Genomic DNA, 19,212 nt, shown 5'->3' with positions numbered 1-19,212 from the left:
TCTAAAATGGAGCAACAATCAATGGAAAATGAGTTGAAGAAATTAGTTCAATTCACATAACCATGAGGCAAGCTTAAAAGAGATTTATATAACGTTACGAACAAAAGACTAATATTAATTGAAAAAAGTGGCGTACCATAATTTATCCTATTTAATGTTTCCTTTTAGAACCTATATTTTATGGTGAATATATGCTGGCCACCCTGTAAGTGACCAGCTTGTTCCTATTCATTATGCCACGGCAACTTTTTCTCTATGCTTACGAATTGGCATATGTGCTTTTAAGAAAGGCATTACCCATCTGTCTAGTCCATATCTTCCAGCATTAAATCCTGCCACTACTAGGAACACGGTTAATAGAACCATTTGTGCATTTGTGCTTACTGTTCCACTGAATAGGAATGCAAAATTCATTGTTAAGCCCATTAATGCTGCGAAGTTAGTGAAAATACCTAGAATGAGTGCAATACCTACTAATATCTCTCCCCACATAACCATAAAGCTAAATAGATCGGCATTTGGGAGAGCTACTGTTTCTAGAAATATTGCCCACCATCCTTGTACTGCCGGATGATCTCCTCCAGCACTTGCAATCGCACCTTGTAAAAATCCACTTGCATCAAATGTTCCACCAGTTAATTTCCCAATACCAGCTGTTAACCATGCATAACCAATGTAAATACGTATAATTGCTAGAATCCCCGCTGCTACTTTATTTTCCCGAATAACATTCAACATTTAATCCATCTCCTTTTTTATCTTGTTTAATTAATTGCTCACTATTTCACAATATATTGTAAGTGTGTTTCCTTATTACACCTTGATAATAACATGTGAACTTATTTATGTAAATATCTATTTGTGCATTATTTCACAATATATTTTACAAAATTGTGAACGTGCATAATGTGAGCTTTTTAGATAGGTCATAGTATGCGTGGGTACAAAGCTTGAAGGGAACTATTCACAATATTCTATTCTTCCTGTTGACAGAATCAAAAGCTAAAGTTATACTGTGCATATAGATATATACAGTATAACACTTGTGAGGAGGAGACTACCATGAATAGTTGGAAAACGGCATTTCAACTAAATAAGTGGGAGATAAAGAAATCAGTTATTAATATTGTGTTGGCATATCTTGTTACGATCATGTTTACACTCTTTTTCATAAGGGAGTTTTCATCCTATATGGAAAATGGAACAATCTTATTTGATTTTTTATTCCTTTTGCTATTTAGTTCATCTCCACTATTCCCTAAGCCAAAGAACTTTGAAGTTCAGCAATTGCAAAATGGTCTATTTGCTTCACCTATCGTCTGTTTGCAAAAGCAGCTACCAATAAGAGATGAAGTGATTATAACTAGTAGATTGATTATGCACATTCTGTATACATTTCCTATACAGGTTGTAGCACTTTTAATACTATACCTAGCAACACCGTTAACCAATATATTGTCCGTTGGTTCATTTCTGTCCTTTTGTATGATTTGGCTAGCCATTTCCATCAGCTTGGGTTATTCCATTCCGAAATTAAATATCGGTTCGGAAGGATTGGCAGTAACTAATGTAGGTTCCCTAATTACCTTTACCCTATTAACTCTACTAACATTTATGATACTAACCATCTTTCACGTCTTATTTGGACATGGAATTGTATATTGGTCCATTGTATTCGCCAATAATCTTCCACTGTTAGCAGCAGGCATTTCCATCATCATAGCAGTTATTGGATATAAAGCATGGATAGGCTCTATGAGAAAAGCTCTAAAAAAACTTCGTTACGGATAAAGATATGGAGGTTATGACATGCTAAAAGACAATTTTAAAGCTGCTATTCCATTAGTCAAAACAGAAATCAAAATATCATGGAAAAGTTTTATTGGGTTATTTTTATTCTATTCCTTGTTCACCATCTTATTTTTGATAACTCTTCAAAATCAAGAGGATAGATTTGTCGGGTTGGATTTGTTTTTCTTACTGCTATTTATTTACGGTCCCATATGGCACAGACCTATGGGATTACAATTTCAACGAATCAGTGGTCATACATGGGTGTCGCCAACGGTTGTTATGGGCTTAAGCTTACCAATTAAGAAACAAACTATTGTATTGAAATCTATCATTCACTATTTTTTAAGCTCATTCCCATTTCAATTATATATGTTCCTCATGCTTTATCTAGTTAGTCCAGAAATAAAAAGCATGATGGAACTAGATGCCTATATTTCATTCGCCATTATTTGGCTATCATTCGGTATTTATATAGGCTATAGTGCACTTATTATAGATATTGGAACTAATAATAATGGATCAAAGCTTACAACTGTCCTATCTGTAATACTATTACTTGGTATTGTAATATTAATCCTATCTTTTCCAACCTTCTTTACTTACGGAATAGTAGAATGGACCATTATTATTGCCAAAAAGTGGACGCTTCTTTCTGCGATTCTATCCATTATGGCGGCCATTATTGGATTGAACTATTGGAAGAACAAAATGGTCAAACAATTTAAACAGGTTGATTTCCTCTAATAGAAAGGAGTGTATATCGTGGAACTTCCTATCAGGATTTCAAAGGATTCAAGAGAGCCTATTTATCACCAAATCGTGAACCAATTTAAGGCCCTTATTGCTGGTGGTCACTTATCTGCTGGCACACCACTTCCTTCTATCAGAGTCTTATCAAAGGATTTAGAAATTAGTATTATTACAACACGAAGAGCCTATCAAGACCTGGAGGTGCAAGGCTTCATTAAAACCTCTCAAGGGAAAGGGACATTTGTCGCTGATATATCTGAGGATTTAAAACAAGAGGTCAAAGTAACCTCTGTCTATAACGTCTTAGAAAATGCTATTGATACCGCACTAAGCTATGACTACAGTCTAAACCAAGTTAGGAAGATTTTTCTCGAACTACTGGAATTGAAAGAGAAAGGAGATAATTAGCTATGAATTCGAATTCTCTACTATATATTGAAAATCTTGAGAAAGATGTAGATGATTTTCATCTTGGTCCAGTTAATTTATCCATAGAACCCGGAACGATCACCGCAGTAGTCGGAAATAATGGCTCTGGTAAAAGTACACTACTGAAATTAATCATGAATTTATTACAGCCACAAATGGGAAATATCAAAGTAAACAATATGTTAGTCCACGGTGATAATGAAAATTGGAAGCAGTTTGTTGCCTACCAGCCCCAAACCACTATAGGCTGGGATTCATTCACTGGTACGATGTTAAAGGATTTAATTGCCCCACTTTATCCAAATTGGGATGAGCGTCTATACCAGAAAATGATTGAATTATTTCATGTTCCAGTCGATAAAAGGTTTGGTAAACTTTCACAGGGTGTCCAACAAAAATTAAACCTTGCCCTAACCATCCCTAGAAACGCACCACTACTTATTTTAGATGAGCCTACCAATTTTATGGATATCCCATCTAAGAAATTATTAATCGATTTATTAGTAGATTGGATGGAGCCTGGCAATCGTTCCATTATCATTGCAAGTCATCAAATTGATGATATTAGGAAACTTTCCGATTACTTATTCGTACTACATAACGGGGAAGTAATTGGTAACTTTGAAAAAGAGGAACTAATGGAACATTATGCCCGTTATTGGCTAGCTGGTGCCGTTCCAGAAACCCCAATTCCTGGTGCCATATCACGTGAGGGGAATGTTTTAATTTCAGATAACCCATCAGAAACAGAACACTTTCTTGAAATGAATAACGTGAAATGGAATAACCGTAGTTCACTTGAAATGGAAGACATTATTACCCTATTACTAACAAAAAAAGAACTATAGGAGGAATAACATGGAAGTTATGCTGACCGTAGAAGGGTTAAGAAAATCCTTCAAAGACAAACAGGCTTTAAAGGGGATTTCCTTTGAAGTAAGGAAAGGCGAGATCATGGCCATCTTAGGTCCTAATGGTGCTGGTAAATCCACCACGATTAGAAATATTATGGGGATTATGTATCCCGATGAAGGATCGATTACGTTTCATAACCATCAAGGAAAAGAAATTCCTCGCAACAAGATAGGCTATTTGCCAGAAGAACGCGGGTTATACAAGAATGTGAAAGTCATGGATATTTTACTGTACTTAGCCGATTTAAAAGATTATCCACTAGATAAAGCAAAAGAACGGATTCTCATGTATTTGAAGAAATTTGATTTAGAAGGAAAAGAAAAGGTTTCAATGGAAGAGCTATCGAAAGGGATGGGGCAAAAGGTACAATTTATCGGTGCTATTCTCCATGAACCGGAACTCTTAATATTAGATGAGCCTTTTTCTGGTCTAGATCCTGTTAGTCAAGAGCTGTTTAAAGAAGAAATTCGTAGTCTTGCAGATAAAGGGACAGCAATTCTATTATCTTCTCACCAGATGAATCTAGTCGAAGAAATGTGTGACCGTCTCTTTATGATTCAAAACGGTCAGAAGGTTATCTATGGAACATTAGATGAAGTGAAAACGAAATATGCTAATTTTAAATGTACAATCCGTGGGAAAAATGCTCGCCAAGATTTAGAACGTATCCCCTCTGTTCAACGTGTAGAGGAGAAAGACGAAACAACCATTCTATATCTTGATTCAGATGTCGAGCCTACCAGCTGGCTTAAAAACTTGCCATCTGATTTAACTGTACATGAATTAAAAATCAATCGTATTTCTTTACATGAAATCTTCATCGATATTGCGACCAACAGGAAGTTAATTCAGGAAGCGGGTGATCTAGATGCGTAATTCAATGAAAGTAGCAAAATGGGAAATCAAGCGTAATTTAAAAAATAAATCATTTGTTATTGGTTTATTCCTTACACCACTATTAATTCTAGCGTTCGGATTTCTAGGAAGCCTATTTGGTTCTGATAGTGAATCAACTGAGGTAACTATCTTTGTTAATGATCAGATGAATGTATTTGATTTAATGGAAGAAACAGCTGACCAGTATGATTTAGATTGGGTATTACACCAAACCGATTTAACCGAAAATGAGATTCAAGAAGAGCTAGAAAATGGTGAGAATACCGCTTACATCTTTCTTAACTCGGAAAGCTTAGAGTCGGGCGCAATCCCTGTCTATACTACAGAGGATATGCCTTCAAGCTTTAGTAGCGAGGTAAATCTTTTAGCGGGACCATTACAACAGCAGAGAATTTCCCAGTTAGATTTAACAGATGAGGAATTAGCAATCATTTCAACTAATGTATTGTTTGAAGAAGTAGCTGTTGATGAAATCATGACGGAGGATGGGCAGGAATCTGTGCTGGAAGAGAATCCGTTAGAAAACATTGTTCCGGGTCTCTTTGCAGGAATCATACTATTCTCCATTGTAATCACTGGTATGATGATTTTCCAAAGTGCTTCTCAGGAGAAAAAGGATAAGATTGCGGAGATTATTCTTTCATCCGTGACACCTAGTGAATTAATGAATGGTAAGATTATTGGTTATTTTGTTCTTGGTATTATTCAAGTAGTGGTATTGCTTCTATTTGTTGTACCATTTGCTGCATTCAAAATAGATGAGCCCGTAATGGAGTACTTATTAGTTCCGGAAACCTTGCTTTTAGTATTAATCGCGATTCTAGGTTATCTACTATTCGCATCCATTTTCGTTGGGATTGGTGCGACAATGGCTGATATGTCTACAAGTGGTAACTTCCAAGGGCTAGTCATGATGCTTCCATTCCTATCATTCGTGTTAATTGCACCAGTCCTTTCTGATCCAAGTGGCTTAGTTGCTAAGGTCGCATCATATATTCCATTCACCTCCCCAGGTGTTCTTATTATGCGCCTAACCGTATTAGAGGAATGGCCATGGATTGAAATCCTAATTGCTTTAGCTGTTCTGCTGATTAGCATCTTCGTATTTATGAAGCTTGCTGGTAAGATCTTTAAAGTTGGAATTTTAATGTATGGTAAAAATGCTACACCTGGCGAGATTTGGAAGTGGATTCGTTCTTAATTCCCATATTAAATGGCCAGACCTTATTGAATAGGTCTGGCCTTTTTTAATTTAATAAAACCTTTTATCACGTACAGATAGATCATATAGATTCTTAAGAATTTCGGTTCCAAGTTCTACTAGCTGATTGTATTAATAATACATCTATTCATGACAGCTCATATTCCCACTCTTCTCTAGCAATCAAATAAAGGGCTAGAAGAATATTCTCCCGCTCGGTAATAGGCTTACCATCAATGGTTATTCCTAATCTCGGAAGTAGCTTCTCTGCAAGATGATTGGTAAGTTGTGCTCTTTGCACTACACTTACATTCAGGAATTTTCTACAGTAAGCTCGTAGTAATTCCCACTCTTTATTTCCTATCGCGCGCAATGCCCAATCCTCTAGCAGCAAGCTATCCTTCGTTAAGCCACGTCTGGCTATTTCTTTATCTATTTTTGAGGTTTTCTCTTTTTTTACACCTCGCTCATGGACGACAATCGTACCAGCCACAATATCACCAAGCCGCTTATGTTTCGAATGAAAAAATACAAACAACATTCCTACAAAATAGCCAGTAGGCAGCATATCAATGATACGAAGGAGATTTCTAATTAAACTAGATAATAGTGTTAGACTATGACCATTTTCTTGAATGGCACGAATTCCTAGCCACTTTTTTCCAAGTGTTTTCCCGCTAAAGAAATATTCCGCAAAAAAGAAATAACCCCAGTTAATAACAAATACGATAGTAATTGCGATTGCAATTGGTAGCCAAGAATCCGAAAAGTAAAACATATCGGATAGGTTAGCGGTGATGAAGATAAGATAGATGAGAAGATTAGTAACCATGATGAGCGCCTGGTCAATTAACATTGCAGCTGCACGACTACCTAGTCCAGCAACCTGATATTGAAGGGAAACAAATTGAGGTGTTTTTATTTCGACTTGTCCTTGATTCATCTTAATCCTCCTGTTGATGTTTCACTATTCTTTAAATTATAATTATATACAAAGGATATAATCTAATTAATGAATACATCACAGCCTCCCGTGATTGTGGCAGAGCATTAATTCTATTATCTTTGTACATAACATAACCAACAACCGTTCAGAAAGAAGGTTCTCTCTTTGGATATAAAACAATTTATTAAGCTCCATCGTGAAGAATGGAGACAGCTTGAGCAATATATCGGCCTATTAAGTAAAGGAAGAAAAAATGTGACGAGTAAGACGATTACCGAGTTTGATAGTCTTTATCAAAAGGTTAGTCAGCATCTATCGTATAGTCAGACCTATTTCCCTAATGAGGAAATTACCTTTTACATTAATGAGCTAGTCGGTAAATCTCATAACCTATTATATAAAAACCAAGTTACCAGCGGGAAACAGATTCGCGACTTTTTTTCCAAAAAGTTTGTTGGACTGTTATATGAGCAATGGAAATTCATCGTAGTTGCCGCTTTATTATTCTTCGCTGGTGGGCTTGCTGGCTTTCTTGCTATTGCTGATGATCCACTTCATTTATATTCTGTTCTTCCAGCAGAGGTCTCACAAAGTGTGGATCCGGAACGATTAGGTGAGGGGCACGAATCTGTTGATTCTTCCCTGATGTCAGCGGAAATCATGACCAATAATATACAGGTTGCCATTCTCGCATTCGCCAGCGGAATTACATTTGGTCTATTAACTGTATATTTAATGGTTTATAACGGCCTTCTTGTTGGTGCATTGGCTGGGCTGTATTGGCATTATGATATGTCCTATGAGTTCTGGGCTTATATCGTACCACATGGTATGGTCGAATTAACCGCTATCTTTATTGCAGGTGGTGCCGGTCTCCTGATGGGGTATAAGCTCTTTTCCCCTGGTGCATATTCAAGGGGCTACCAGTTAAAATATCACGGAAAACGGTCCGTACAGCTTTTCCTAGGGACCGTTCCGCTGTTCATAATTGCTGGTATTATTGAAGGCTTTATCACACCCGCTGCTATTTCACTCGAAGCAAAATACATCGTAGCTGGAATCACCGTAGTCGGTATGATTGCTTACATCGCCCTAGGAAAAGTTCTACTTCATCCAAAGCCTAAAGTAGGCCTTGATTCATAATCTGGATGTAATGGGAGACGGCATCTGTTGCTAGCCGCTCTTCCTTTGCTTCCACCATCAAAAATCCTCGCTTCTCCCATTTCACCTTTTGACGTTTCTTATATAGAATCTGCTGTTGAGCGACACCTTTGATCATGGCTTGATTTACATCATTCGGATTTTCTTTTGCCCGCTTTACTAACAACTCATCTTGTATTGTAACTAAAAGGAATAGATGACGTCTTTTAATTCCTTCAAAGTAGCCTAACGTGCGGTCTTCTTGAAGAAATGTTTGCATATCACTAAACAAGAGAATTAAACTTCGCTTTTTCTGTACTGCTTGTAAATAGTTTAATGCTTGAACATAATTCGATTCAACTGCATCCACCTTCAAATCATAGATTGCATGAAGTATCTTTTGTAATTGGGCCATCCCTTTATCTGGTGGTACAAAGACGGAAACATCTTTGGAGAAAGCAATCACGCCAACATAATCTCCATTACCAAGTGCAGCTGCAGCAACCGTAATGGAAGCTTCTAATGCCCTTTCCAGCCGATTCGCACTTTTCAATTCTGCCCCCATCATCCGTCCACAATCAATAAGTAGCATCACATGTTTTCCATGCTCTGGTTCAAATTCATTTGTCATGACAGACTGTAATTTAGCTGTCTGGCGCCAATTAATCTTTCTCGGGTCATCCCCTACGACGTAATTACGTATTTGAGAAAATTCCCCTACACCACTTTTCCGTTTGCGAATTTTCATTCCTTCATGCATCAGATAGTGCTGGGCATCCTCCAAATACTTCTTCGTTTCCGTCAAATCCGGGATGACTTTAACCTCGTCTATGATTTCCTGAGCGGTTTGCTTCTGCCATAGTCCATAGGCGCTATAATAGCGCACATAGATTTTTTTCAACTCGTATAAACCGCGTACTGGGGCGATTACGTCATATGTTAAGGTTGTCGTCCCTGTTCCGGTTACTTCTCCCTTTAGCGGAAGTGAGGCTTGAAAGGATTGTGGTGCCCCATCAATCAATTGCATATTACAGCTTAAATCAGACTCGTTTCTCACTTCGATTGCTACCTTATATGGAAGGCCTCTTTCTAATTGCTGTGAAATGACCCTTGTAAATTCTAGTTGGTTTCGTTTTGGTGTAAAACGTAAATCCAGTAAACTAGCTAGTAATACGAATACATTTAGTAGTATTACAGAGGTCCAGGATAGGCCAACAAGTGTTAACAAGATAATGATTAGGGAAAGGATGGCATATCCGACTAGGAACCTTCTTGTTGGTACAATCCCTCTATCTTGGAACAGGAACCGAGCCCACAAGTTCTTCAATAACTTGGTCAATGTTCACTCCCTCCAATTCCATATGAGGAGATAGCTGAATACGGTGTCTTAATGTAGGTTTAGCAATTATTTTGACATCGTCTGGTGTCACATAATCACGTTCTGATAAATAAGCCCAAGCCCTAGCAACCTTACCTAGTGCAATTGCAGCACGAGTACTTGCTCCAAACCGAATCGACTCCGTATCTCTTGTACGACGAACAATTTGCATGATATAGGATAATACGTCATCACTTAATGTAACAGCTTCAATCTCCTTACGAATGGCGAGAAATGTATCCATATCCATAATAGATTGAACCTCATCGATAAAGGTTTTATTTTCAAGTACATTTAATAAAACATTCGTTTCTTCTTCTAAAGAAGGAAATTGAATAAATAGCTTTAATAGAAAACGATCCTGCTGCGCTTCTGGAAGTGGATAAGTTCCTTCAAATTCAATTGGATTCTGCGTAGCCACTACAAAGAAGACCTCCGGCAATGGGTATGTCTCTCCCTGAATGGTAACCTGCTTTTCCTCCATCGCTTCTAACAGTGCGGCCTGTGTCTTAGCCGGGGTACGATTAATTTCATCCGCTAATAACACATTAGCAAAGATTGGACCCTTTAACGTCTGAAATGTACTATCCTTCATATTGTAGATCGTACTACCTGTAATATCGCTTGGTAGTAAGTCTGGTGTAAATTGAATTCGATTAAATTCTCCGCCCAAAAGGTTTGCAAGTGTTTTTACCATTTGTGTTTTACCTGTTCCTGGTACCCCCTCGAGAAGTACGTGGCCACCTGATAATATGGCAGATAATAGTAGGCGTAGATTCGTAGATTGCCCTAAAATACGTTTTTCATAGTTTTCTATTAAGGTTGTTAATTCATTTCTCATTCTGCCTCCACCTCTTTCCGTAAACGATCCATTCGTTTTGACCATAATAAGTATTCTTGCTTTGTTATATTCTTTCTATGAAGAACTGCCTCTATCTCACTAAAAAAGGAGGTCCATTCATCATCTTTTACCAAAGGTAGCTTGACAGCTAATACTTCCTCTAAGTCCTTCCATTCTTTTTGGTAGGAAATTCCCCATTTTTCCCGAAGTAATAAGCGTAAATAACCCGCTTGGCTATTCAAGGATTCCATATATGCCTTTCCTCTTTTATACCAGGCAGCTAGTGCTGTAATATGTTCATCACTAAAGCGAACATATTCCTCCCTTGGTGTCCGAATTGACCCAAATCGTTTCCCTTTATAAAGAAGCCACAATAGTGTAAAGAGAATAAGCTGGAAAGCTGCTACAAGTAGCCACATTGGATAAATGTCGTGCATTGCCTGAGATTTTAATGATCGATGGGTGTATTCATCAAAACGAATCTCCTCCCACTTCTCTTCACCTAATAGGCTTAATACAACATCGAGATTATTCGCTTCTAAAATATAGTGGTTCGTCAGCCAGTCCGGTGAATTTACTGCTATTAAATTTCCATTACCATATGAACGTTTTATTGCGATGACTCCTTGATCATCCTGCAATAGTATTTCATCGTTATTTTCCGGTAATATCCGTGTTTGTGTGTTCATGGTAGCTTCATATTCCGAACCAGAAGCATCTTCCATTATCACCGTTTCTCCCTCTACCATTCCATAGGTTGTACTTATTCCAAACATACCCTCCAAATTATTCTTGAAAAGAAGAATGGTATTTCCTGCTTCCATAAATGAAACATACTCATTCATGACAGCTTGATCTGAAATTAAGGTCGGCTCCACCATGAGGAGAAGCTGGTTTTCTTCCTCCACTAGTTGACTTGGTGATTCTTCCCACCGTTCAACGGAATCGATATTTTCATTTAAATAGGTATAAAAGCCTTTTACCCCGGTTGGAGATGGTGATGTCGATAAATAGGGCGGATATTCCTCCAATTTATTAGAACCGAAAACAAGACTAATGGCGATGAAAATAATTAAGAGTACAAAGAGCCAGCCCCATGTCTTCGTTATTGATTTTTGCAATATTGAGTGCCTCCCTTAGCCTTCTTCTTGTTTCTGTTCCGATGTTAAAACCCAACGCAACACGGATGATTTATAGGATTGATAGGATGCGCTATCTACTGGCTGCTCTCCATATACAACGTCATCAAAAATCCGGGCCAGCTTATAAAAGCTTTCAGCTCGACCCTTCTCCAGCTGTTTGATTTCCTCAAAATATTCCCAGTTTGTTTTTGAAATTCTTGCTTCAACATAGCCTCTTTCATGAAAATTAAGTAATAATGCTAAGAATAAATGTCGAGTTGCTACTTGAAGGTTGCCATTTTCCTCTTGTTTTTCCGCTTCCGATAAATGTTCTACATAAGACCAGTTCTTCTCCTGCTTACGATAGAGCTGACGATCACGATAATGAAGTTTTCTCCGGTAATGCCTAAGTAAGAAGAAAATAGCAAAGAGAACTAGCATGATTACAAGTATCGCTATAACAATTACTAATCCCGTAGCAAACCCATTAGACGCTGATATGGATCCAAAGATTCTGGATAGTAGCTCGTTGAACCATTCCACTACTGAATCCCACCATCGTTCTAGGAACCCGCGATTATCCTCATAATACTTCAAGTATTCTTCGGTATTTACTATTTCTTCTATTTTCTCTCTTGCTTGATCCAAATCAGTCATTTTTTATCACCTTAAGGTTAGGGATTATGGTTTAGTAGTTTCATAGTTATCAATCATTTCCATTAAGTCATCCCCATCATTTCGTAGCTTTAAGTCAAAATAGATTAACCCATAGCCTACAGAGAAGAACATCATGGTAATGATTGAAATGATATCGACAAGTATACTGTACAGCACACTATAGCCTAAAAGCAGTGTCAAGATTACTTCAAATACGGAACTTATTATCATCGAAATAAGAGCAATTACAACAAGTAAGCCAAAGGTTCTCCAAAAGTTCTTTCTTGTTAATTGCCAGCTTCTACCTAATCCAGGGGCGCACGGTTCCAATACGACAGCAGGTAGATAAAGTCCCCATCTAGTTAGTAGAAAAGCAACAACTACTGCTGCAGCTAGAAATAACACAACTCCCATAACTATCCCGATAATCGGATCAACCATTAAACCTACTGTTGCGATCATGACAATAATGAAAGTAGGGACGAAAATCAGTCCAAACCCGATAACACCGAATAAGAGTGAGCTACCAACAATCGGCCAAAATCTAGTAAGTGACTCTTTAAGAAGCGATCCGGCAGTAAATTCTTCTTGTCTTCTTTTTGCGTCTATCGCGAGTATGACCGCGGCAGTTGCTAATGGGTATAATACAAGTCCTCCAAGACCAATAATTATCGTACGTAAGTCGTCAAAGACAGTAGTGGTACCATATAATGCCTCATCTACCGTATTAACTAGCCGGTCTAAAAAGGTGGAGCCACTTGCCATATCACGAAAGAAGCTCGTTCCTGATACTAATGAAAGTAGTGCATCTAAAAGAATCAGTGGACCTACCATAATGAGGAAAACTAGAAAAAAAGTCGAAAAGTTATTTTTACTTATTCTAAACGTTTGGTCTAGTACTGTACCAAAGCTCTTCGGTCGTGAAAAATGTTCCTCCATACGCGCCCTCCTATATTTGAATTGCGAAAATATTTACATATACTTCTTATTTTACCATTATACGTTATTTTTTCGAGTGTTTAATTTTAGTTAAGTTGTTGTTAATTACAGTTTCAAGCTGAATTTTCCGGATTAGCGTACGGTTATTGCTTTTCAAGCTGAGAGAAATAGGGGGAGATCGCACTATAATTCCGATAATGTTTTGATATTGATTACCTGCCAATGAAGCAATTATATTCTAGGAGAGGGCTGATCTAGGGACTAGACACAACTGTTCCGGTATACAACAAGTTTGATAAGGTCAATTACTTTTCCCGTCGCTGAACAAAAAAAGCCTCATAGGGGAAATCAAACCCATATGAGACATCTTTTTTTACCGATTAATTGGAATATGGATGGTGAGCCTTGGTCGTTCATTAATGGGATGATAATCTGAGGGGTAGATTTCGACATGCTCTAAATTAATTTCGTCATTTGCACGATATCCATTTGATTCGATCCAACCATATATGTTCGTGTATGATCCATTCACCTCTTCTTCTGCTGTATGCTCATAGGACGCATAAGTTAAGGCAGGAACCGTTATTTGCTCCATCCCTTCCGGTAGCTGCCCATTTGAATCTGGCACTTTACAACATAAGTAATAGGTAAAGCCCTCTGAAGTGACATCATATGAAAGTCCTATTATTTCCGATTTATCCGCATCTTGAGGAAGCTCTCCTAATCGTTCACGGAATTCCTGCATAAAGGTTCTAATCTCTCCCGCTTGAGCTTGTTTAAAAGTCCCCTTCCAACACACACCAACCGCCGTAAACGCTTCTAGTTCTGTAACGAAAATACCCATCCAATCCCTCCATAGCCGTTATTTCCCTTTATCATAAAGTTATATTAAGAAGATTTCAACTATAAGCGTAAATCAGACCCAATATACGGTTAATCTGTATCGCTTCTACTTTATAGCCGTTTTGTTTTAGCCATTCTACTAGTAGTGATTGATTCGCATAATATTCATCTTCAATGGAATCCACCGCAATATGATTGCCAGCCTTCAGGAATTGGTTTAACACATTTTTTCGATGTATTTCATCTTGAAACATCAAATCAACAATACCAATTTGGCCATTAGGTTTTAGCACTCGTTTCATTTCTTTAAGGGCTAACAGCTTTTCTTCATCTGGAAGATGGTGTAAAGCATAGCTAGAAACAATAGCATCGACAGACTGATCCAATAATGGTAAAGCGAGAAAATGTCCATTTCGAGTCTCAATAGTTGGATGTTTTTCCTTACATTTCTCTAGCATTTTCTCTGACTGATCTACTCCTATCACCTTGTGGTTAGGAAGAAATTTTGCCCCTAAATTTCCTGTACCAATTCCAATATCAGCTACCACACTACAAGAACCTAGCTTCATCTTCTCGACTACAGCTTGAAGTCCTTCATCATAGCCTTCATGTACATTAAATACATGTCCTTCCTTTTTAATATGGTCATCATAATCCTTGGCTTGCTCGTTAAAATTCCATCGGTCTTGCCATTTCCCTCGGATTTCCTTCATATTCTTTAAATGAGCTGCTAGCTGATGAATCGCTTCAATCGAATCATTCTTCCAATTTTGCTCCAGCATTTCATCAATCGTCTCTATCATATCCCTCATCTCTAACCACTGTTCAAAAAGAGCCGATCGTTGAATGTCAAGATATTGTCTAATACTTAGATTAGGATCTTCTAGTATCGTTTTGATATCTTGCACAGCCACTCCTATCTCTCGTAATGCTAGAATCGTGCTTAATCTATAAAGGTCACTTTCCGAAAAGTAACGATACTGATTTCCCTCATCCTTCTTTGGTGTAATTAACCCCTTTGCTTCATAAAAGCGAATCGCCTTTGGTGTCGTATTTAAATACATTGCCGCTTCCTTGATTTGCATCATAAACCCCCCTCTTTATTCCACTATAAACGTTACCCTAAGGGGAAGGTAAAGAACTTTTTTTAAATAATGCAAAACCTCTGTTATAATGTTAGCGAACCCGAAAGTGAGGTAATACGATGAACGAGCATGTAAAAGAAATAGCGAATAAACTTCAGCAAGAATATGGCTTGGAGCAGTATGTTTTAAAACGTGAGCATATCTTCTCGGAAACAACACAGGAGAATCAGACGAATTACATACTCTCTTTAGAGTGGTTTCCAGTTCATCAGTCCGAAGAAAATGAAGAATATAATCCAGAGGGAACTGCAGTATTAGAGGTCAACCTTCATACGAACGAACTTAAACAGCTAATTTTCGTAAACGATGTATCTTATGCAACAGAAGGCATTTTCCCTGCTCCCGAAATAGAATCGGTGATTGAATGGGTGGAGGAAAAGACCGGGATGATGTTCGGTAGACAATTTAAGCTTGATTATGAAGACGGAACGGCATTTAGTTTCCAAGCTACAGTAGACAATATTGACGTAGCACCTTCTGGTAATATCGATATTACCTTCAATGAAAACAATCAGCTAACACAGTTTTCAATAGATGGCGTTTTTCCTTCCGAAGAAGATATCGATTGGGAGCCCTTCTCCTTAATGAAGGATGATTTAATGGACAACATCAAGCAACAGCTAAAATTGATAGAAACACCTATTGAGGAAGAAGAAAAGTGGCTAAAGGTTTGGACAATGGATACAATTTTTATTCGTAATGATAAATCCAACATCATTTTACCTGCCTCCCTTTATCAAATAGATACTTATAAGGAGTTAAACGTACTCTTGGAATGGGCTAGCACTAGCCAAAGAGATTTCACACCTCAAGAGATTGATTTCTCTACAGAAATCTCTTACGAAGATGCAATGGCGAAAGTAAGGGTGAACCCATTAACAGACGATGAAATACAATCCACAATGGAGGAAACGAAAGACTTTTTGAGCAATCTTTATCCAGACGATTCTGGTAAGTGGACACTGACCGGTATGTACCCAGAAGGTAACTATATCATTACAGAATTAAAAATGGCAGCAAGCACACCATTAGATAGAAAATTAAAAGTAATTATCTCAAGAGATAGCTTACAAACAGCTAATTACTGGGATAGCAAGCTTTTATTTGAAGTGTTCGAATCCTATGCAAAAGCTGAAGATGTCACTATTTCACGTGATGAAGCATTCGACAAAATAATCAAACACGTGGAATTAACTCCTGTTTATGTAAAAGATCCTAATTCGGATTCCTATCACCTATGTGGAAAGCTTGACTGTGAAGTCGTTGTCATTGGCACTACTGGAGAAGAAGTACCAATTTTCCAGTTTTAAAGGATTTTAATCTCTTAGCGGATTTGTAGGCCTTCTTAATGTAGGAGGGCCTTTTATTTTTGGGGTAGGATTGAGGGGAGCGGTTAGCTTTATTTGCTGATGGTGGTTCTCTGTTACCTCCTTTGGCTTCTTATCCTCATAAAGGGCTCTGATGATGCTTCTCTGTTACCTTCTTCAGCTATTTCTACTTAAAAAGGGCACTGATGACGTTCCTCTGTTACCTTTTTCAGCTTCTTTTCCTCATAAAGGGCTCTGACGACGCTTCTCTGTTACCTTTTTCAGCTTCTTTTCCTCATAAAGGGCTCTGACGACGCTTCTCTGTTACCTTTTTCAGCTCCTCATCCTCAATCAAAACCACCAGTGTGAACTGGTGGTTTGCTCTGCGGCTTGAAGCCTCTTTTACCGGCCTTGGCCTTAAAGGCCCACTGAATGGTTTTCCCTTACGCACCACATCCACGCACTGATTCTAAAGAATCTCTTATATCTTTCTATTTTTTTCTCCTGTGAATGGATCAAACTCTTCGAATAACGTTAATTGATCTGATATATAATCTTCTCGGAGCTGATTCCTAATATATTCTTCTATTTACTTCTTATTTCGGCCCACTGTATCGACGTAGAAACCTCGACACCAGAATTTTCGATTGCCATATTTATATTTTAAATTTGCATGTCGGTCGAATATCATTAAACTGCTTTTTCCTTTTAAATATCCCATAAACTGAGATACACTCAGCTTTGGTGGGATACTTACTAACATATGGATATGATCTCGACATGCATTTGCCTCATGAATGGTTACACCTTTTCTCTCGCATAATTCTCTTATTATTTTTCCTATACTTTGTTTGTATTTTCCATATATAATTTGTCTTCTGTATTTTGGTGCAAACACGATGTGATACTTACAATTCCATGTTGTATGTGCTAAACTATTCTTGTCCTTCATTGGGACATGCCTCCTTCGTTTATTTGATGTAGTGGTCGGGAAACCAACTATATCTTATCACGAAGAGAGGCCTTTTTTAATTTTAATACCACGCTATAAGCTCTCCGGAACCCCCGGCATAGCCAGGGGTTTTCAAATGACACAAAAAGGGCTCTGACGATGCTCCTCTGTTACCTTTTTCAGCTCCTCATCCTCAAAAAGGGCTCTGACAGCACTTCTCTGTTACCTTTTTCAGCTTCTCATCCTAAAAAAGGGCTCTGACGACGTTCCTCTGTTACCTTTTTTCGCTACTTCTCATCATAAAGGGAACTGATAGCTCTCCTCTGTTACCTTTTTCAGCTTCTCATCCTAAAAAAGGGCTCTGACAGCGATCCTCTGTTACCTTTTTCAGCTTCTTTTCCTCAAAAAGGTCACTGACGACGTTCCTCTGTTACCTTTTTTCGCTAATTCTCCTCATAAAGGGCTCTGACGACGATCCTCTGTTACCTTTTTCAGCTTCTTTTCCTAAAGAAGGGCTCTGATGACGTTCCTCTGTTACCTTTTTCAGCTATTTCTACTTAAAAAGGGCTCTGATGGCGCTTCTCTGTTACCTTTTTCAGCTTCTCATCCTAAAAAAGGGCTCTGACGACGCTTCTCTATTACCTTTTTTCGCTAATTCTCCTCATAAAGGGCTCTGACGACGATCCTCTGTTACCTTTTTCAGCTTCTTTTCCTCAAAAAGGGCTCTGACAACCCTCTTCTGTTACCTTCCTCAGCTTCTCATCCTAAAAAAGGAGTCCTCTGCCAAACCCAAGCTCAACTCACCTTCCATAATTTACATCATTTAGGAATATCATCTTGGAATAAATGCATGTAATCGTTTCAAACTAGTGTTAGGTAAGGGCCACTCACCCGATGGTTAGATCATGTATTGACATATATTCGAATTAATGATTAAATTAACTTATAATTTCAAAGGGGAGTAGCTTTAACAGTTATGTCGTCATTTCAGAGTATCTTGAATACTCTCGGCATTTCTGGCAACTCGGTGTTGTTAGCAAGACCTTTGCCGATTTGGTAAAGGTCTATTCTTTTTTAGAGGCCTTTACCATTTCAGGTGGTATTGAGCCTCTATTTTTTATGTTGGAAGGGAGAAAACTAACATGGAGTCAATTTGGTTAGAGTATGCCTGGACCCTGTTAATCTTGATTGGGTTAGAAGGGATCTTGTCTGCTGACAACGCACTCGTATTAGCTGTTATCGCAAAACATTTACCTGAAGATCAGAAAAAGAAAGCTATTAACTACGGTATTTTAATAGCATTCATATTCCGATTTGCTGCATTATTTGCTATATCCTTTATAGCTAATGTATGGCAAGTGCAGGCAATTGGTGCTATTTATTTGATTTATTTAGGTTTAAAACATGTGATTCAGGATCATTTCGTTAAACCGAAAGGGGATAAGAAGGATCTGGAGAAGGAATCGGTTGGAAAAGGTTTTTGGCCGACTGTAGGTAAAATTGGTTTAGCTGACTTAGCATTTGCTATCGATTCAATTCTTGCTGCTGTTGCGTTAGCGATTGTTTTACCAGAAACAGGCCTAGGTCATTTCGGTGGAATGGATACTGGTCAATTCCTTATTGTCGTAGTGGCAGGTATTGCTGGATTAGTATTGATTAAATTTGCAGCTGGCTGGTTTGTCCAACTATTGGATAAACGACCAGGTCTAGAAACGGTCGCTTATCTAATTGTAGCTTGGGTTGGGGTAAAACTTGCTGTCATTACATTAAGTCATGATAAAGTACACATCCTACCACACGATTTTCCACATAGCACAGCATGGACCTTTGTGTTCTGGGGAGTACTATTAGCAGTAGCTGTAATTGGATGGTTTGTATCCGGTAAAAAAGGTAATAAAGATAAAGAAGTATCTACCGAAGCTTAATTATTATCATTTCTCGAGGTTAAAAACGTGGA

18 protein-coding genes and 1 pseudogene are annotated in these 19,212 nt (G+C 38.0%); 9 read left to right on the top strand and 10 right to left on the bottom strand.

The features are described from left to right. Positions 1-231: 231 nt before the first annotated feature. Positions 232-738: a DoxX family protein gene (locus MKY78_RS12055; RefSeq protein ID WP_339212954.1), complete on the bottom strand. Its 507-nt coding sequence runs from the start codon at positions 736-738 to the stop codon at positions 232-234. A 324-nt stretch (positions 739-1,062) separates the two neighbouring features. Between MKY78_RS12055 and MKY78_RS12050 the strand changes: the two genes are divergently transcribed. Genes MKY78_RS12050 through MKY78_RS12025 form a run of 6 tightly spaced genes read left to right on the top strand, consistent with a single transcriptional unit; the run spans position 1,063 to position 5,986 of the window. Further along, positions 1,063-1,791: a hypothetical protein gene (locus tag MKY78_RS12050; protein WP_339212952.1), complete on the top strand. Its 729-nt coding sequence runs from the start codon at positions 1,063-1,065 to the stop codon at positions 1,789-1,791. A gap of 18 nt (positions 1,792-1,809) precedes the next feature. Further along, positions 1,810-2,538, top strand: coding sequence for a hypothetical protein (locus MKY78_RS12045; RefSeq protein ID WP_339212950.1), 729 nt, complete (start codon positions 1,810-1,812; stop codon positions 2,536-2,538). Positions 2,539-2,556: 18 nt separating this feature from the next. Next, positions 2,557-2,952, top strand: coding sequence for a GntR family transcriptional regulator (locus MKY78_RS12040; RefSeq protein WP_339212948.1), 396 nt, complete (start codon positions 2,557-2,559; stop codon positions 2,950-2,952). A 2-nt stretch (positions 2,953-2,954) separates the two neighbouring features. Then, on the top strand, positions 2,955-3,821 hold the full coding sequence (locus MKY78_RS12035; RefSeq protein ID WP_339212946.1) for an ABC transporter ATP-binding protein: 867 nt from the start codon (positions 2,955-2,957) through the stop codon (positions 3,819-3,821). A gap of 10 nt (positions 3,822-3,831) precedes the next feature. Continuing rightward, on the top strand, positions 3,832-4,764 hold the full coding sequence (locus MKY78_RS12030) for an ATP-binding cassette domain-containing protein (protein WP_339212944.1): 933 nt from the start codon (positions 3,832-3,834) through the stop codon (positions 4,762-4,764). After that, entirely contained in the window at positions 4,757-5,986 is a 1,230-nt protein-coding gene (locus MKY78_RS12025; protein ID WP_339212942.1) for an ABC transporter permease, read from the top strand. The genes MKY78_RS12030 and MKY78_RS12025 overlap by 8 nt, the downstream gene beginning before the upstream one ends. A gap of 148 nt (positions 5,987-6,134) precedes the next feature. Here MKY78_RS12025 and MKY78_RS12020 read toward each other — a convergent pair whose 3' ends face one another. Beyond that, positions 6,135-6,929 (bottom strand): RDD family protein, encoded by a 795-nt coding sequence (locus MKY78_RS12020; RefSeq protein WP_339212940.1) that lies wholly within the window; start codon positions 6,927-6,929, stop codon positions 6,135-6,137. 168 nt (positions 6,930-7,097) lie between these two features. Here MKY78_RS12020 and MKY78_RS12015 point away from each other — a divergent pair, with 168 nt between their 5' ends. Beyond that, positions 7,098-8,075 carry a stage II sporulation protein M gene (locus MKY78_RS12015; RefSeq protein ID WP_339212938.1) on the top strand — a complete coding sequence of 326 codons (978 nt, stop codon included), beginning with the start codon at positions 7,098-7,100 and terminating at the stop codon, positions 8,073-8,075. On the opposite strand, the gene MKY78_RS12010 is transcribed toward MKY78_RS12015, so the two are convergent. From MKY78_RS12010 to MKY78_RS11980, 7 genes are all read right to left on the bottom strand, one after another. Beyond that, the gene (locus tag MKY78_RS12010) at positions 8,053-9,411 is read right to left on the bottom strand and encodes a DUF58 domain-containing protein (protein ID WP_339212936.1); all 1,359 of its coding nucleotides are present in this window, start codon (positions 9,409-9,411) and stop codon (positions 8,053-8,055) included. The two genes, MKY78_RS12015 and MKY78_RS12010, sit on opposite strands and share 23 nt — an antisense overlap. Then, the gene (locus MKY78_RS12005; protein WP_339212934.1) at positions 9,362-10,291 is read right to left on the bottom strand and encodes a MoxR family ATPase; all 930 of its coding nucleotides are present in this window, start codon (positions 10,289-10,291) and stop codon (positions 9,362-9,364) included. Before MKY78_RS12005 ends, MKY78_RS12010 begins: the two co-directional genes overlap by 50 nt. Continuing rightward, positions 10,288-11,412 (bottom strand): DUF4350 domain-containing protein, encoded by a 1,125-nt coding sequence (locus MKY78_RS12000; RefSeq protein WP_339212932.1) that lies wholly within the window; start codon positions 11,410-11,412, stop codon positions 10,288-10,290. Before MKY78_RS12000 ends, MKY78_RS12005 begins: the two co-directional genes overlap by 4 nt. Positions 11,413-11,427: 15 nt before the next feature. Next, positions 11,428-12,069 carry a DUF4129 domain-containing protein gene (locus tag MKY78_RS11995; protein WP_339212930.1) on the bottom strand — a complete coding sequence of 214 codons (642 nt, stop codon included), beginning with the start codon at positions 12,067-12,069 and terminating at the stop codon, positions 11,428-11,430. Positions 12,070-12,093: 24 nt separating this feature from the next. After that, a complete protein-coding gene (locus MKY78_RS11990; RefSeq protein ID WP_339212929.1) occupies positions 12,094-13,008 on the bottom strand; it encodes a hypothetical protein in 915 nt (304 codons plus the stop codon). 373 nt (positions 13,009-13,381) lie between these two features. Beyond that, complete coding sequence (locus MKY78_RS11985; RefSeq protein WP_339212927.1) at positions 13,382-13,852, bottom strand: GyrI-like domain-containing protein; 471 nt, start codon at positions 13,850-13,852, stop codon at positions 13,382-13,384. Between the two features lie 55 nt (positions 13,853-13,907). Further along, on the bottom strand, positions 13,908-14,936 hold the full coding sequence (locus MKY78_RS11980) for a methyltransferase domain-containing protein (protein ID WP_339212926.1): 1,029 nt from the start codon (positions 14,934-14,936) through the stop codon (positions 13,908-13,910). Positions 14,937-15,055: 119 nt separating this feature from the next. On the opposite strand from MKY78_RS11980, the gene MKY78_RS11975 reads away from it, so the two are divergent. After that, positions 15,056-16,306, top strand: a complete 1,251-nt coding sequence (locus MKY78_RS11975) for a hypothetical protein (RefSeq protein ID WP_339212924.1) — start codon at positions 15,056-15,058, stop codon at positions 16,304-16,306. A 478-nt stretch (positions 16,307-16,784) separates the two neighbouring features. On the opposite strand, the pseudogene tnpA reads toward MKY78_RS11975, so the two are convergent. Continuing rightward, positions 16,785-17,255 (bottom strand): annotated as a pseudogene (tnpA, locus tag MKY78_RS11970) (IS200/IS605 family transposase). Positions 17,256-18,397: 1,142 nt separating this feature from the next. On the opposite strand from tnpA, the gene MKY78_RS11965 reads away from it, so the two are divergent. Continuing rightward, positions 18,398-19,180 (top strand): TerC family protein, encoded by a 783-nt coding sequence (locus MKY78_RS11965; protein WP_339212922.1) that lies wholly within the window; start codon positions 18,398-18,400, stop codon positions 19,178-19,180. Positions 19,181-19,212 lie beyond the last annotated feature (32 nt).

The sequence above is a fragment of the Ornithinibacillus sp. FSL M8-0202 genome (genome assembly GCF_037975285.1).
GTDB classification, from domain to species: domain Bacteria; phylum Bacillota; class Bacilli; order Bacillales; family Amphibacillaceae; genus Ornithinibacillus; species Ornithinibacillus massiliensis.
The sequence above is the reverse complement of the archived record's forward strand: the minus strand, read 5'-3'. Positions and strand labels throughout refer to the sequence as shown.